We start from the raw sequence: 15,899 nt of genomic DNA, 5'->3' as shown, positions 1-15,899 counted from the left end.
GCGCGCGTGTTCAGTCGTCGATCTCCGTCTGGCCCCTCGGCATGAATGCCGACAGTGATTGGCGTTGGCGCCCGTCGGCATCGAAGTTGTCGGGCGCCAGCCAGGCCGTGAGCGCGGCGTCGATTGCCGGCCATTCGCGATCGATGATCGAGAACCACGCGGTATCGCGACTGCGGTCGTTATAAACCACGGCCTGGCGGAATACCCCCTCGAACTGAAAACCGAGTCGTGCGGCGGCGCGACTCGATGGGGCATTCAGCGCATCGCATTTCCATTCGTAGCGTCGATAGCCGAGTTCGAACGCACGCCGCATCATAAGCGCCATGGCCTCGGTGGCAGCCGGCGTCTGCCGCAATCGATGCGTGAAATGCAGATGGCCGACTTCGATCGCGCCGTTGGGCGGGTCGATGCGCAAATAGCTGGCCACGCCGATCGGCTGGTTGTCCTGAGCATCCACGATGGCAAAGAACAGCGGATCGTCGCCGGCGGCCACATCGGCAACCCAGGCGCGATACGCCGCGGCCGATTGGAACGGGCCGTAGCCGAGATAAGTCCAGCCGGACGGATCGTCGTCGATCGCGATCTGTTCGTACAGGGCCGCGGCATGCCGTGTTGGCGATAGCGGTTCGAGGCGACAGAAACGCCCGGCCATCGGTTCGCGGGCGGGATGGGGCGGCGCCTGCCAGTTGGGCAGAGCGGGGCCGATCGGCTGGCCGTGGGCGTTGGTCGTGGCGGACATGATAATCGTGGACGGACGTGACGGGGGCCAGTCTGCAAGCGCGCCGGTTCCAGCGTAAGATCCAGTCATGCCCGATTCGAAGGAACCAGTGCGTCGCGGCGCCAGCACCGACACTTGGATCGTGGATGGCCTGCGTCTGGCACTGGCTCGGCGCGAGGCAGACACGACGCTTGCGCGTTGTCTCTACGATGCGCTGCGCGGCTGGATTCAGTCCGGCGAGCTCGCGGCCGGCCGCTCGTTGCCGTCGTCGCGACGGATCGCGCGCGAGTTGGGTATCGGCCGCAATACGGCGTTGGCGGCACTCGATCATCTCGGCGCCGAAGGCTTTGTGGACACGCGCCCGGGGGCCGGGCTCTATGTGGCGGATATCGGGTTCCGGCGCCCGACCGGCGCGGCCGCGGATCGTACGTCGCGATCGGTCGGCCTGTCCCGACGAGGCCAGACGCTGCTGGCTTATTCCCGCGGCGGTCAAGGCAATCGCGGTGCGTTCGTCCCCGGCGTGCCGGCACTGGATGCGTTTCCCTGGGCGGCATGGCAACGCGTGCTGCGCCGCCATCGCACCCGACAACGCGGACGCTGGCTGGATTATGGCGCTGAAGGAGGGCATCCGGCACTCAAGGCCGCGATCGCCGATTATGTGACCATCGCGCGCAACGTGCGATGCCGGGCCGACCAGATCCTCATTACCCACGGTGCCCAGCATGCGTTCGACCTGATCGCGCGGATGCTGTCGGATCCGGGGGATACGGTCTGGGTGGAAGAGCCGGGCTACGCCGGCGCGCGTGCGGCCTTCACGGCGGCCGGACTGTCACTGGCGCCGGTGACGGTGGACGCGCACGGGCTCGATCCGGCGGCAGCGAAACCGGAATCGGCCCGCCCGAAGCTCATACATCTGACGCCATCAAACCAGTTTCCGATGGGCGTCACGCTGACGATGAGCCGACGGCAGGCGCTGCTCGACCTCGCGCGGCGACACGGGGCCTGGATCATCGAGGACGACTACGACAGCGAGTTTCGCTACAGCTCGGCGCCGTTGTCGTCCCTGCAGGGGCTGACCGATGCCGGCGACGGCGGCGCGCCGGTGTTGTATGTCGGCACTTTCAGCAAGACGTTGTATCCCGGCTTGCGGCTCGGCTATGTCGTGTTACCGCCCTCGCTGGTGGCGCCCATGCGTCGAGCCAATGTGCGCCAGTTCCGTGAAGGCGACTATATCGTGCAGGCCGCGCTGGCGGCGTTCATGCACGAGGGGAGTTATGCCAAGCACGTGGCGCGTATGCGCCGGCTGTATCGGCAACGACAGGCCCGGCTGCGTGAGGCGCTGGGGCCGGCGGCCGAGCTGATGGGCGGCGACGCCGGTTTGCACGTGGTGCTGCGGCTGGCCTCGCAAGATGCCGAGCGCCGGCTGATCGAGGCGGCCGCGACACAGGGCATCGCGCTTGTACCGCTGTCCGGATACTACGCCGAGGCGCCCGCCATGCCCGGTCTGGTGCTGGGTTACGCCAACGCGGATGAAACCGAGATTGACCGGGCCGGGTGTTGGCTGCGGCGTGAGCTTATGGGGTGACGCCTACGGCAGATGTACCCGCAGGCGGCCATCGTCGAGCACTTCCGAGGACACGCCGCGATAATCCGGAATACTGGGATGTGGCGTATCGGTTGCGGCGGAATGCAGCGCGCTGACTACGACCACGGACGCGCCTACGGCTTCGGCGGCCTGCACGCCGGCGGTGGCGTCCTCGAAGATCAGGCAGCGCGCCGCCTCCACGCCCAGACGCTTGGCGCCAAGTTGGAAGGCATCCGGGGCCGGTTTACCGCGGGTGACATCGTCGCCGGCGATCAGATTTTCCGGCAACGGCAGGCCGGCGGCCTCGATGCGGCGTTCTGCCAGACGGCGCGGCGCCGAGGTCACGATCGCCCAGCGATCACGCGGCAGGCTAGCCAGGAAATCGGCGGCGCCGGTGATCGGCTCGATACCCTCTACGTCGGCGACTTCGGCTTCTAGAATAGCCTGGGCTTCGGCTTCGACGTCGATGCCGGGGACGCCGGCGTCGCGGACCGTGTCGATCGCGCGTTTGCCGTGAATGGTCGGCAGGAAGGTGTCGACATCCAGGCCGTGGCGGCGCGCCCACTGCGTCCAGACCCGTTCGGCGGCGGCGATCGAGGTCAGTACGGTGCCGTCCATATCGAACAGCAAGGCATCGAATGCGGGGTGCGGGACGCTCGAATGGGCCATCGGAATACGTGCAATCGGGAAACGAGGCGCTCAAGCCTACCTTGAGACGAGGCGGTTGTCCTGCCCGTTAACGCGGCCGACGGCGCGCTTACGACGGCAATCACGGTTACGTATACTCTGAATAAAAGGGCCGTGCCCGCAAATGGGGGCGAGTCGCATCGACGATGAACGGGGGCAGACGTGGCGGACCAGGACGTGCGTTTGATCGAGGCGATCCGAAACGCGCGCCCTTTTCTGAAGACGGTCCACGGGAACGACTACTTGGCAGCCAAGGCCTCGGACTTCGCGGCGTTCACGCGCGGGGCCTTGCTGGTTACGGCTGTGTTCGTACTCTCGACCATCGTCTGGGATTTCACGATCGATGCGGTGAATGCACCGCGCGTCATCTGGTTGCGTTGTCTCCAGGCGGCGTTGGTTCTCATGTGGGCGTTGGCCAGCTGGCGCAACGTGCATGCGCCCATGGCGCGCGTACTCGCCGTGCTGGGGCCGATGGCCGTCGAGGCCACGTTCGTCCACATTCTCGGTGTGCTGGATCAGGGCGCGGCCTATGGCATGGGCGGGTTTCTGTATTTCTTCATTTTCATGCCGTTTTTGACGCTGGCGCAGCCGCTCGCGTTCTCGGTGGTGGTGTTGGTCGGGATCGCCGTGTTTCCGCCGCTGCTCCACCTGGCCGGGTGGTCGGTCGGGATCGAATGGCGCATCTACTTCGCCTATATCGGCCTCGTGATCGGGCCGGTAATGCTGATCCTGTTGTTGTTCGAATATCTGTACTGGACCGTATTTCGCTATCGCCGGCAGGTCGAGGCCCAAGCCGGTACGGATGGTCTGACCGCGGTAGCGAACCGACGGTATTTCCTGACCGAAGCGACGGCCCGGCTGCGGCTGCAGAGCGAGCAGGGCCGTGCGACGAGCCTTCTGTTCATCGACATCGATCGTTTCAAGGCGATCAACGACATGCATGGCCATGTGCTCGGGGACCAGGTGCTTACGCATGTGGTCGGCCGGCTTCGGCATGTGCTGGGTGATCGAGATTTGATCGCGCGCTACGGTGGCGAGGAGTTCGTGGTGCTGTTGCCAGATACTGATGTCGAAGAAGCCCGGGTCGTCGCCGAGCGTATGCGCCACGCGGTCAAAAGCGCGGCGTGTCGCTCGGATGCTTATGAGCTCGATATAGTCTCGACCGTCAGCGTTGGCGTTGCGACCCATCGAGCCGACCAGCCGGCCGATCTCGACCGGCTGATCGCGGAGGCCGATCGGGCGGTCTATACGGCCAAACGGGCCGGCCGCGACTGCGTGGTGGCCGCCGAAGGATCCGGTCCGTCCTGATCTGCCGCAGGAGCGGCGTGTCTCGGCGCCGAGTCGTGGCGGACGAAGCGCGTTCTGGCGGTATCAGGGATGAGAGCTTTGACGAATCTCCAGGCGATGCGGCACGCACCGCTCGCGGGCCGGCAGCGTATGGTCGGCGAGTCGATCGGCCAGGCAGTCGAGAACCAGTTCCACGAGGCGGGGTTTGTCCGGCGCAACCGTCGATAGGGTCGGTACGCTGTAGCGCCCGGCCTCGATGTCGTCGAAACCGATCACGGCGACATCGTCAGGCACCGAGCGCCCGGCTGCCGCGAGGGTATGCATCGCGCCCAGGGCCAGCTGGTCGGTGAAGCAGAACACGCCGTCGATGTCGGCCCCGCGATCGAGTAGATGGCGCATGGCGCGAGCGCCATCCGGACGATGCAGCCGCTCCACCGGCATTTCGAGTGCCGGATCCGGCGTGAGACCGGCCGCCGCCAGTGCTTCGCGATACCCTTGAGTACGCAGGCGACCGGTTTCGTTCGATAAATGCGGCTGAAGCCCGATGGCCGCGATACGCGTTCGCCCGCCCGCGAGCAAATGCGCGGTGGCCTGCCGCGCTGCGGCCACACTATCCACGGCGACCCGATCGACCAGCCCGGTCCCCGGGCGTTCGCCGAGCATGACGACCGGCGGGGCCGACGGGCCGCGTTGGATCTCGTTCGCTGCCAGCGACCAGGGGCTGAACACGATGCCGTCGGCCCCGGGCCCATGGGTGCCGTTGAGCATGGCACGTTCTCGGGCCAGTTCGCCGTCGGTTTGTTCGATATGGACAGTCCAGTCGCGCTGTTCCGCCGCACGCACGAAGTGGGCTGCGATCTCGGCGAAATAGGGCGAATCGATCTCCGGCAATACCAGGCTGATGGTCAGTCGCTGTCCCTGCCGGAGTTGTCGGGCAGCGATGTTGGGGCGATAGCCCAGTTCAGAGATGGCAGCCTGGACCCGACGGCGTGTGGCCGGCGCCACATGCGGGAAGTCGTTGACGACGTTGGAAACCGTACGCACCGAAACTTCGGCTTGCGCGGCCACGTCGCGTAGCGTGACTCGGGTCATCAGCTCCCCCAGATCCAGTGGTCGATACGAAATGGCCATGGTATTGCAATTTGTTTTTGCAACGTTGCAATATCTGGAAAGAAAACAAACCAAGCTGGAGGAGATAATGGCGGATACAGGGATGGGTGGGCTCGAGGAGGCCAAGCTGCCCGACGTTAGCGACGCCGTCGATGCGCTGTACCGGGACGGGATCGCGGGAAAGAAACAGGCATTCGGCCGAGATTGGGTGACTCGCCTGGCCGAGGACGTCGATGCAGCGTTCGTCGAAGCACGCAGTCGTGACGGTGGGGCCGTTGGACGCGGACCACAGCGCTGGTATGTGGAGATTCATCCCCAGGCCCTGCGGGGGTTCGTCGATCTGGTCGACCATCCTTGGGTGCGTGCGGTATCCGAAGCGGTGCTGGGCCCCAATTATCAGATCGTCGAAATCGGGTTCGACGTTCCGCTGGCTGGCGCCGTCAATCAGCCCTGGCATCGCGACTTCCCCAGTCCACTGGCCACGCGCCGCGAGCGCCGGCTGACGTCGCTGGCGTTCAATGTCACCTGTGTGGATACCGACGCCGACATGGGGCCTTTCGAGGTGGCGCCGGGTACCCAGTGGGAACCGGGGACGGACTTCGAGCACGAGATGTTCCCGCCGCGCTCGGAATACCCGCGCTACGAAAAACTCGCCGTGCGCAAATTCCCGCAGATGGGAGATATTTCGGCCCGCTCGGCCCTGACCATCCATCGTGGTACGACAAACCATTCCCGGAAAGCGCGTCCGGTACTGGTACTGGGCATGGATGCGCCCGGCGCCGGCAACGCCGAACACCACGACATGGCGGTTACGCGGGATTACTGGGCCGAGTTGCCACCACGTGTCCGCCAGCATTTGAGCTGCCCGATCGTGGATACACTCGAGCCGATCGTACAGAAACACACGATCGAAGGTTTGGTCATGGGCGATGCCGACTGAGTAGCTGCGGCAAGGCGTGACCGCGTCGGTCTGTATGGGCCGAACTGGTGGCTCGATCGAGGCGAGCACGCAATCTCATGCTCGCCGCGCCCCGAAAGCCAGCAATCCATTGAAATGGGCTGATGAAGGTTGCTGTCTCGATGCCCTATGAGGAAGGCGGCGTCCGGCCCCGAAGCCTTTGGTAAGTTGCGGCGGCCGCGCCGCGACCGATGAGCCGCGCGGTCGCCACGCAGAGGCCGCTGAGCGTGGCCCAGGCCACCAGGGTCGTCCAGTTTGCGCGCGGATCGGCGGCATGTCCTGGCGGTTCTTCGCCGACAGCGTGCCGCCATGCCACGGTCGCGCCGCGGCGCGCCGCCAGACTGGCTCCAATCGCGGCACCGGCGCCGAGCGCCAGCCAGATCGCCTTGTCTTTGTCCATGGCTCGAAACCTCGATATGTTCTTTGCGGATGCTATAGCACGCATCCGCTACCTGTATGGCCGATCCACTCGGCCATGCGTCATTCATATGCGGAAACGCAGATTACTCGAATTAAGGATAGCCGTGGGGCGCATGGGGGTGAAAACAAGACGTAAGTCTTATTTATTTTTGTAGTTTAAATGCTCTGAAACTGGGTATTTTTACTTACTCAGGTCGCTATCTTGGGTACGGTTATCGGGTAGACTTGCGGCCTTTCGGCGTGGTCGATCGGTTCAAGGCCGATCGGGTCGCGACCGGCGGTTTATCCACATTTATTCGCCGTGGTCTTCATGTCGTCTCCTTGCTTGGTTGCAGAGTGGGGCGGGGCCGTCGAGGTCGATGCGCTGAGTCGCGTGCGTCATGGCACGCGCCGTCGGCATCGCCAGCTCGACCGGGAATCCTCGCTGGCGCGTCTGGCGTTTGCTAACTGCTCGCTCACGGAGTACCGCGCGGCGCTGGTCCCGCTCGCGCGCGCCTATGCGCGCGCCGATGCCATCCTCGTTGCAGCCGAAGCACATCGGCCCACCGGTGTGGCCCCGTATCGGGCGCGCTCGCCGTTGATCGGGGGCGCCTTGTCGGCTCTCGGCGATTTTTCGTCGGGGCCGGTGCGATCGGGCGCCGATCGAGCGATCGATAACACGGCGGCTTATTTGGGGTGTCGCTATGTTCTGGACGGCGCACAATTCGGGCATCTCGTGATCGCCCGGGCCCTGGCGTCGTCCGAAGTCGCCGCGACTTTGCCGGCTTCGGCGTTATCGTTCTGGCGTACGCGATTTCTGGCGACCGAGGATTGGCGCTCGTTATGCCGCCGGCTGATGAACATGCCGACGCGATCGTCGGCGGCCGCGGCCACTATTGCCGCACGCTACATGTTCGATCTGTTTCAGAGCTGTTTCGCCGAGGCGGCGAGCGAGGAAGGCCATTGATGTCCAGTGTCATGGACGACTGCAAGCACGGCGGTCTTCATCTGATTGGTTCGATCCAGTCGTTCGGTGCACTGGTTGCCGTCGACCGGACCACACGTCGCATTGACTATTGTTCGGACAATATCGCCGATTGGCTTGGCGTTTGGCCGGCGGTGTTGCTCGGATGCGACGCGGCCGCGGTGTTTGGGGCGCAGTGGCCGGCGCTTGCCGAACTGGCGGTCGATGCACCGCGCTGTGTGAGTATTCATCTGCCCGATGGGCGTCTGGCGACAGCGATTGGCCATTGCCGCAATGACCGGCTATTGCTCGAATTCGAGGCGCCGGCGACTTCGCGAAGCGGTTGTTGGAACGAGTCGGCGCGTATCGATTTCATTTCACGGCTGTCGAACGCGCATTCGTCCGCCGACGTGGCCGCCGTCATTACTGATCGCATTGCCGAGTTCACCGGTTACGACCGCGTCATGGTCTATCGTTTTCTGGAGAACTGGGACGGCGAAGTTGTCGACCAACGTTGTGCCGAGGGCGTCGAAGGCTTTCTCGGGCTGCGCTTCCCGGCCCAGGATATTCCGGAGAACGCGCGTCGTCTCTATACGGTGAACTGGCAGCGATTGATTGCCGATACCGAGACGCCCGATGCGGCGTTGTGCACGATGCACGCGGATGCCGAGCCGCTGGATCTCACCCACTCGATGCTGCGTTCCGTGCATCCGGTCCATATTCGCTATCTCCGCAATATGGGGGTACGCGGTTCGTTCAGTGTCTCCCTGATCGTCGACGGCGTGCTCTGGGGGCTGGTCACTTGTCATCACCACGAGGCTAAGCACCTACACGCGGAACAGCGGCTGGCGCTGGAGGAAATGGCGCGGCTGGCCAGTCTTCATCTGGCCAATCTGGCCCGCCTGGAAGAGGCCACGCTGCATTCGATTCTGCGCGAACGGTTGTCGGTCATGAATCGGGCGCTCGACCCCGCGCTCGAGGACACGGGGGCGATTTTGGCCGGCCAGTTGCGCCAGATCTGCCTGTTGCTCGATGCCGACGGGGTCTGTCTGCGCTGGGGGGGCACTGTCTATCGTCGCGGCGAATTGCCCGAGGAGTACGATCTGGCCGCGCTGGAGTCCTGGCTGCACGATCAGCACGTGGAAGGGCATTGCACGCATTTCGATGCGTTGCCGCCGGATCTACGCGATCGGCCCGGGTTGTGTGCGGATGCCGCCGGCGTGCTGTATCTACCGTTCGGCGAACGCTGTGACGTGATCGCCGTGCGCAAGGAACAGGTCGAGAAGATTACCTGGGCTGGCCAGCCCCCGGACGGCTCGGTCGTCCAGTCCCTGTCACCGCGGCATTCCTTTGCTGCGTGGTCGGAGAGCGTACGGCATCGGGCCAAGCGCTGGGATGTCGCGGTGCTCCGAATCGCCGAAGAGCTGCGCGGCATGCTCGCGGAATTTTTGCAGGCGGCGTATCACAAGGAGTTGGCTTATCAGGATCCACTGACTGGCGTGGCCAACCGACACGCTTTTGAACAGGCGATGACGGACAAGATCGAGCACTGCGAGCGAACCGGCGAACGCTTTGCGCTGCATCTGATCGATCTCGATCGCTTCAAGCCGATCAACGACACCTATGGTCACGGCACCGGCGACGCTCTGCTGAAGGAGATTGCGGTCCTCATGAGCGCGCTTGCGCGGCGCGAGGACGTGGTGGCAAGGCTGGGCGGCGACGAGTTCGCGATCATGCAATGGCATGTGGAGGATAGTCGCGACGCCACGCGCCTTGCCGATCGTGTGACCAGCGTGCTGGAACAGCCGATGGTGCTGGAGGGTCACAGTATCCGCGTCGGCGCGAGTATCGGCACGGCGATCTATCCGGACGACGGGCGCGGCGCCAAGGCGTTGCATGAATATGCCGACGCCGGCTTATATGCCGAGAAGGAACGCTACCGTGCGGGCAGCGCACGCGCAGGCTCGGGCGGCCCGGCCCGCCGCCCGGTCGGCGTCAAAGACTCGCGCTGACAGACCTGGGGTCTGTTGAGGTTTCGTGCGAGCGCCGCGTTGGCGTCCGCAAATCGTGTCCGGCAAGGCGCGAGTCGCTGCGTCGTGGCGTGCCACGCCCCAGACTCGCAACGCCGCCGGGCGTCCATGGTTAATTTTTTATGGGCGGCCCAACCCGAAGGGACAAGCGCCCATGAATTAACGACACGACGGCAATCCAGCGTTATAGCTCTCTCGCGTAGGTTCACTACGCCACGTTCGCTACGCCTCGTCTTGCCGCAAAACTGCGCTTGGCGCGGACTCCCAAGAAACCTCAACAGACCCTCGGGCCTATTGGAACACGCGCCTATTAGTCGGCGTCGCCGTTGGGATCAGGGGCATGCGTATCGGCCGGCACGGTCTGATTGTTTCGGGTCACTGCGGTTCCGCCGTCGCGCATCTTGATCGGGCCGCTGACTCGGTTATCACGGATCGTGCCCGTGCTTTGAGTAAAGCGTGACTCGATCGCGCCCGTGCCGGGGCCGTTGCGCAAAACGGTGTTGCCTTCGATCAAAAAATCGTGGGCTTTGTTGAGATAGATGCCGGCATCGTCGGTGTCGTGGATCACGTTGTGTCGCATCACGCCGCCCTGCGTCTCGTAGCGTGTATCGCCGTTGCGGAAGTAGACGCCATCGGTCCCGCCCCCGCCGAACGAGAGCCCGATAAAGCTGTTTTCGACCTCGTTGTCGGCAAACACTGGGTTATGCGCGTTGCCCTTGGCGAAGGCCGCATACGCCGGCCCGCCATCGGCGCGCCGGATATTGACGAAATGATTGCCGAGCAGATGCCAGCCATTGCCGGCGACGATGTCCACGCCCTCGACCACACCGCGCCGCCCGGTGGTGGTGAACCCGATCCAGCAGTTCTCGATGGTGCCCTTGTCGGAATAGGCGGCGGGGCCGCTGGCATTGGTCGGGCTGGTGACCTTGAACCCCGATTCGCCGTTGTCGAGCGTGCGGACGTTGTCCGCGGTGAAGCGGTCGGAGTCGTTGTTGACCTGGACGCCGTGATAATAGCTGTCGCGCAGCGTCAGATTTTCGAGCGTGATGCCGTCGGCGTTATTCAGACGAATATTCGACTGCAGGCTCGGATCGTTCATGCCCGGTCCGCGGATGACTGTGTCGGCGTAATCCTTGGTGGCGCCGGTGATGGTCAGATCGTGTCGACCCGCAATCCGGATCGCGCGCGTTTCGTGGTAGACGCCGGGCGCCAGGATGATCGTCTCGCCGGCGGATGCATTGTCGATGGCGGTCTGCAAACCGTCCAACGAGGACACGGTCACCACGGAAGGCGAGGCCGCGGGCGCGCACCCGCTCGTGAGCAGCAGGGCGATCAGGGGCAGAGCGCGTGACACGGAGCGCGAATGGGACATCAGGTCGGACCTCATGAATATGATCGATCGATCCGGCCCCGGCGCGTATGCGCCTCCAGTTTCCCTCGCGGTGCGCATGAGATCAGGTTTGGCGGTTATGGGCAACTTCGCGGCCGCGCGCGCTGCTTGGTCGGTATCCGAGGCTCAAGATTTATGGCCAAACGCCGATAAGCAGTCGGTAAGCGACGCATGGACGGCGTCGGCAGCCGGAGCTCCGGCGGAGAGAGCGGAGAAATGACAGGATGCTGAATGTCAGAAAGAGCGTACGGGCGAAGCTGGGCCTGGGTCTGGGGCTGACGTTTGTTCTGGTGGCCGCTTTGGTCGCGGTGTCGGTGGGCGCGATAACGCTAGTGAATCGCGCTACGACCGAAATCTATCGCAGCAATATCGTTGGTGGTAAGGCTATTGCTCGCAGCCAGGCATTGCTCTCCGGGCTGAACGGCGACATCAAGATCGCACTCAATTCGTCAGCGCAGTCGGCCAACGTCCACGACCTGCCCAAGGAAATTACCCGTGTACGCCAGCGTGTCAACGCAGCGTGGGCCCAATATTATCCGGCGCTCGCGGGCGCCGGCGACGAAGCCCGGGCCGCCAAGAAAACCCAGGCGGAATTGAAACAGATCGACGCTGCGCTCGGCCGTTTCGTCGATACCATCAAGGACCAGGGGACGCTGGGTGCGGCGACGTTCTATGGTATGTCACTGCGGCAACCGTTCGAACAGCTCAACGACGAGTTCGACACGTTGGCCGGTTATCAGAGCAAGGCGGGTGCCAAGGCCTTTGCCGAGGAACAGCATATTGCGCATCTGGCGCGGCTAGGGCTGATGGGCTTTGGTGGGGCGGTGCTTCTGGTGACGCTCCTCTCGATGATCTGGCTGGTGCGCATGATCATGCGGCCTTTGGCGGCCGCGCGCGGCGCTGTGGAAGCCATCGCCGACGGTAACCTTAGCGCGACCATCAATAACCCTTATCGCGATGAATTTGGTGCCATGCTGGGCGCTATCGAAGTCATGCGCGAACGCCTGGCGCGCGTAGTAGCGCGCGTACGAGGGCACGCCGAGTCGGTTTCCGGCGGCGTCGGCGAGATCGCCTCGGGCAACGAAGAACTCAGTACCCGGACCCAGCAACAGGCCGCGAGCCTCGAAGAAACCGCCGCCTCGATGGAGCAGATGACCTCGACCGTGCGTCAGAATGCGGACAACGCCGCGCAGGCCGACCAGCTGGCGCGCACGGTACGCGACCAAGCACGTTCAGGGGCCGATATCGTCGGGCAGGCGGTAGCTTCGATGCAGGCGATCGACGAGGTCAGCCGCCGTATCGCCGAAAATATCAGCCTGATCGACGACATCGCCTTCCAGACCAATCTGCTCGCGCTCAATGCTTCGGTCGAAGCGGCCCGGGCTGGCGAGCAGGGGCGCGGTTTCGCGGTGGTGGCCACGGAAGTGCGTAATCTCGCCACGCGAAGCGCCGCCGCCGCCAAGGAAATCAACGCGCTGGTGACCGACAGCACCGCTAAGGTGGCCGAGGGCTCGCGCGATGTCGGCCGATCGGGCGAGACGTTGCAGCAGATCACCGGCAGTATCAATCAGGTCAGTGATGTCGTCGCCGAGATCGCCGCCGCCAGCAAGGAACAGACCGGCGGGATCGAGCAGGTCAACCAGGCCGTGACACAAATGGACGGCATGACACAGCAGAACGCGGCCTTGGTCGAAGAGTCGGCGGCCGCCAGTCGTTCGTTGACTGAACAGGCTCGTGAGTTGATCGCCGAAGTCGCTTTCTTCCGGCTCGACAACGAGGCCGAATCCGCAGCGGTGGCACACGACAACGCGCCGAAACGCGCATCGGTTCCGATTGCTGTAGCGCAACCGACGCTCGCTGGCGACGATGCGCCGGCCGAAACAAAAAGGCCAGCGCCGGCGGCTGAACCGAGACGCAAAGAAGCCGACGAGCCGGACGACGCCGACTGGGCGACGTTCTGAACAACCCCTGCATCGCGTGGCAGGCCATGGTGCGACCCGGTGTCGCGATTGTCATCGCCGTATCGGTAGCGGTGTCGCGGAATGCGGCGAGTCGCCGGGCGTGGCGGCTCCGTCAGACCCTCTGAGCGTCGTGCTGACCCTCGCTCAGGCAGCGCTGAAGACCGCGAGCGGCGACGGGTCGCTGTCGGCGCCGTAAAGTAACAAGAATCGGCCCAGGGTTTCGAAGTGCCGCGTACGACGCAATGCTTCGTCGAGCGCCTGCTCGGTGTCGGCCTGTTCCGGACAGGCGCGGCGGGTCGTGGCGGCTTGCGCGATATGTAGCTGGTCGTCCTTGCGCTGATAATGCGCCATCAATCGATTGCAGCCAGTCGAGCCCGTTACGCGCCGGGTCTTGTGATCGAAACGAATGAACGCCGGACTGGCCCCAGGCCGATCCGGGGCATCGACCAGCATCCATCGCGGACCGGCGAGATGGCGCTTGATGGGATCGGCCGCGCGCTTGAGCGTGTAATGGGCGCCCGAATCGATCGGCTGGCCATGTTCGTCCAGCGCGGTGAGGCCGTGACGCCCATCGATGCGCCACAGGCTGGTGAAGCGCGCGTCGGTATCGGAGGGGGTCAGTCGCAGCTGGTTTACCGCTTTGCGCACACGCCAGCGGCCGGTCTCGATCACGTCGCCGACCGGCTGATCGCTCCGGTAATGTTCTCGCAGGACGTATACATGGTCGGCCGATAGCCACAGGCTGTAGTCGATACCCGCACAGTCGGAGCAGGGCAGCGTGCCTTGGTAGTGAGACGGGAGATGGCCGAGTTCGGCCGATGTCTCCGCCCGGTGCGCACAGCCGGCCGCTGTCAGCAGGGCCAGGCAAAAACCGAGCCCGAGCAGCCATCGGTAGGTTGAAAAGACATGCGCCATGACGTCAGATCCTGCGATTAAGCGAAGTCTGGCGGCATGTTATCAACTCGCCGCCGACAGGGTGCCGAGCACACGCTATAGTGAGGCCGATCTGGCTTTAGCTTTCAGGGAGATAGCTCATGATGCGACGAATGCTGGTGGCTGCTTCGGTGCTGGCCGGGTTGGCCGGTTGCGCCTCGCATCCCGCGTCCCAGACGCAGGATGCGTACAACCAATACTGGGCATGCGCGAGCCAAGCCGTTCGGCCATATGTCAATCAACGCAACCTGACATCGCGAGAGGCTGCACTGCGTGCCCAGGCACACTGTAACGACTCGTATCAGGTGTATCGGGCGCGCCAGATCGCGATGGTGCGCCGCACGGTGGCGTCCGATAGTTACGACATGGCCGATCAGCTGGGCGCCCAGCAGGCGCTGGTCTGGCGCCGTCGGGTGACTCAGGCGCTGGACGATTACGTCCGGCGCGCGCGTGCGGGGTCCTGATGGAGTGACGGCGGCAACCGTGCCGGATGCGGCGTCCGCGGTGTCTTTAAGGGCAGAACCATAAAAAAAGCCGCTATCGACCGATAGCGGCTTTCGGCTTCGCCGGGTGCGTCGCCAGCGTGGACCGCGGCGGAGGCTGGCGTGGCCCGCCAGCGATCATTTCAAAGCACGATGTCGGCTGCCGCGGTTTGCTTCAGAACACTTCGAACAGGCCGGCAGCGCCGATGCCGCCGCCGACGCACATGGTTACGACCACGTACTTCGCGCCGCGGCGACGGCCCTCGATCAATGCATGCCCGGTCATGCGCGCCCCCGACATGCCGTAGGGATGGCCGATGGCGATGGAGCCGCCGTCGACGTTGTAGATCGACGGGTCGATGCCGAGGGTGTCGCGGCAGTAGAAGCACTGGCTGGCGAATGCTTCGTTGAGTTCCCACAGCCCGATGTCGTCGATCGTGAGGCCGAACCGATCGAGCAGCTTGGGTACGGCGAAGACCGGGCCGATCCCCATTTCCTCGGGCGCGCAGCCGGCCACCGCCATACCGAGATAGGCGCCGAGCGGTTCCAGTCCGCGGCGCTCGGCTTCGGCAGCTTCCATGAGTACGCTGGCCGAGGCGCCGTCGGACAGCTGCGAGGCATTGCCGGCGGTGACGTACGCGCCGGTCTCGACTTGCTGACCGTGCCGGAAGACCGGTTTGAGCGAGGCGAGGCCCTCCAGCGTAGTGTCCGGACGATTGCCTTCGTCGCGTTCGAGCGTGACCGCTTCGGTATGGGTTTCGCCGGTGGTCTTGTCCAGGACCTGCTTGTGCGTGGCCATCGGCACGATTTCGTCGTCGAAACGACCGGCGGCCTGGGCATCCGCCGTGCGCATCTGCGATTGCCAGGCGTATTCGTCCTGTGCTTCGCGCGAGATGCCGTAGCGTTCGGCCACGATCTCGGCGGTTTCGAGCATGCTCATATACAGCGCGGGGACGTGTTCGTCCAGCCACGGATCGCGGGCTCGAAAATGATTCATGTGTTCGTTCTGGACCAGCGAGATCGATTCGAGCCCGCCGCCGACGACCACGTTCATGCCGTCGTGCACGATCTGATGCGCCGCGCTGGCGATGCCCATGAGTCCCGACGCACACTGCCGGTCGATGCTCATGCCGGGCACCGTCACCGGCAGGCCGGCGCGCAGGGCGCACTGGCGCGCGATATTGGGCGCAGTCGAGCCCTGCTGCATGGCCGCGCCGAGCACGACATCCTCGATTTCGGCCGGGGCGAGACGAGCGCGCGCCACGGCGTGCTCGATGGCGTGCGCGCCGAGTGCCTGGGCCTGGGTGTCGTTGAAGGCGCCGCGATACGCCTTGCCGATCGGCGTACGGGCGGTGGATACGATAACGGCCTGACGCATGGCAACTCCTTGCCGGG

The 15,899-nt window shown here is 64.5% G+C and carries 14 protein-coding genes; 7 read left to right on the top strand and 7 right to left on the bottom strand.

Features of this window, described 5'->3' with window-relative positions; all coding sequences use genetic code 11:
- Positions 1-10 precede the first annotated feature (10 nt).
- Positions 11-739 (bottom strand): GNAT family N-acetyltransferase, encoded by a 729-nt coding sequence (locus tag C41B8_RS06255; RefSeq protein ID WP_037335589.1) that lies wholly within the window; start codon positions 737-739, stop codon positions 11-13.
- A gap of 67 nt (positions 740-806) precedes the next feature.
- On the opposite strand from C41B8_RS06255, the gene pdxR reads away from it, so the two are divergent.
- Entirely contained in the window at positions 807-2,303 is a 1,497-nt protein-coding gene (pdxR, locus tag C41B8_RS06250; protein WP_051883171.1) for a MocR-like pyridoxine biosynthesis transcription factor PdxR, read from the top strand.
- Positions 2,304-2,306: 3 nt separating this feature from the next.
- Here the strand turns inward: pdxR and C41B8_RS06245 are convergent, their stop codons facing one another.
- Positions 2,307-2,972, bottom strand: a complete 666-nt coding sequence (locus C41B8_RS06245; RefSeq protein WP_037335587.1) for an HAD-IA family hydrolase — start codon at positions 2,970-2,972, stop codon at positions 2,307-2,309.
- Positions 2,973-3,152: 180 nt separating this feature from the next.
- Between C41B8_RS06245 and C41B8_RS06240 the strand changes: the two genes are divergently transcribed.
- Entirely contained in the window at positions 3,153-4,298 is a 1,146-nt protein-coding gene (locus C41B8_RS06240) for a GGDEF domain-containing protein (RefSeq protein ID WP_051883170.1), read from the top strand.
- A 63-nt stretch (positions 4,299-4,361) separates the two neighbouring features.
- Here the strand turns inward: C41B8_RS06240 and C41B8_RS06235 are convergent, their stop codons facing one another.
- The gene (locus C41B8_RS06235) at positions 4,362-5,408 is read right to left on the bottom strand and encodes a LacI family DNA-binding transcriptional regulator (protein WP_084188586.1); all 1,047 of its coding nucleotides are present in this window, start codon (positions 5,406-5,408) and stop codon (positions 4,362-4,364) included.
- 67 nt (positions 5,409-5,475) lie between these two features.
- Between C41B8_RS06235 and C41B8_RS06230 the strand changes: the two genes are divergently transcribed.
- Positions 5,476-6,327: a phytanoyl-CoA dioxygenase family protein gene (locus C41B8_RS06230; RefSeq protein WP_037335775.1), complete on the top strand. Its 852-nt coding sequence runs from the start codon at positions 5,476-5,478 to the stop codon at positions 6,325-6,327.
- Positions 6,328-6,472: 145 nt separating this feature from the next.
- Here C41B8_RS06230 and C41B8_RS06225 read toward each other — a convergent pair whose 3' ends face one another.
- The gene (locus C41B8_RS06225) at positions 6,473-6,745 is read right to left on the bottom strand and encodes a DUF4235 domain-containing protein (protein WP_037335584.1); all 273 of its coding nucleotides are present in this window, start codon (positions 6,743-6,745) and stop codon (positions 6,473-6,475) included.
- A 345-nt stretch (positions 6,746-7,090) separates the two neighbouring features.
- Between C41B8_RS06225 and C41B8_RS20650 the strand changes: the two genes are divergently transcribed.
- Entirely contained in the window at positions 7,091-7,711 is a 621-nt protein-coding gene (locus C41B8_RS20650; RefSeq protein WP_037335580.1) for a heme oxygenase-like domain-containing protein, read from the top strand.
- Complete coding sequence (locus C41B8_RS06215; protein WP_037335575.1) at positions 7,711-9,720, top strand: sensor domain-containing diguanylate cyclase; 2,010 nt, start codon at positions 7,711-7,713, stop codon at positions 9,718-9,720. Before C41B8_RS20650 ends, C41B8_RS06215 begins: the two co-directional genes overlap by 1 nt.
- 328 nt (positions 9,721-10,048) lie before the next feature.
- Here C41B8_RS06215 and C41B8_RS06210 read toward each other — a convergent pair whose 3' ends face one another.
- A complete protein-coding gene (locus tag C41B8_RS06210; protein WP_037335573.1) occupies positions 10,049-11,110 on the bottom strand; it encodes a right-handed parallel beta-helix repeat-containing protein in 1,062 nt (353 codons plus the stop codon).
- Between the two features lie 242 nt (positions 11,111-11,352).
- Between C41B8_RS06210 and C41B8_RS06205 the strand changes: the two genes are divergently transcribed.
- Positions 11,353-13,089 carry a methyl-accepting chemotaxis protein gene (locus tag C41B8_RS06205; protein ID WP_037335570.1) on the top strand — a complete coding sequence of 579 codons (1,737 nt, stop codon included), beginning with the start codon at positions 11,353-11,355 and terminating at the stop codon, positions 13,087-13,089.
- 144 nt (positions 13,090-13,233) lie between these two features.
- Here C41B8_RS06205 and C41B8_RS06200 read toward each other — a convergent pair whose 3' ends face one another.
- Positions 13,234-14,004 (bottom strand): META domain-containing protein, encoded by a 771-nt coding sequence (locus tag C41B8_RS06200; RefSeq protein WP_037335567.1) that lies wholly within the window; start codon positions 14,002-14,004, stop codon positions 13,234-13,236.
- A gap of 119 nt (positions 14,005-14,123) precedes the next feature.
- On the opposite strand from C41B8_RS06200, the gene C41B8_RS06195 reads away from it, so the two are divergent.
- Complete coding sequence (locus C41B8_RS06195) at positions 14,124-14,486, top strand: hypothetical protein (protein WP_156962441.1); 363 nt, start codon at positions 14,124-14,126, stop codon at positions 14,484-14,486.
- Positions 14,487-14,679: 193 nt separating this feature from the next.
- On the opposite strand, the gene C41B8_RS06190 is transcribed toward C41B8_RS06195, so the two are convergent.
- Entirely contained in the window at positions 14,680-15,882 is a 1,203-nt protein-coding gene (locus C41B8_RS06190) for an acetyl-CoA C-acyltransferase (RefSeq protein WP_037335560.1), read from the bottom strand.
- Between the last annotated feature and the right edge of the window lie 17 nt (positions 15,883-15,899).

Source organism: Salinisphaera hydrothermalis C41B8 (assembly GCF_000732535.1).
GTDB classification, from domain to species: Bacteria; Pseudomonadota; Gammaproteobacteria; order Nevskiales; family Salinisphaeraceae; genus Salinisphaera; species Salinisphaera hydrothermalis.
Note: the sequence above shows the minus strand (reverse complement) of the source record. Positions and strands in the feature narration are given on the sequence as shown.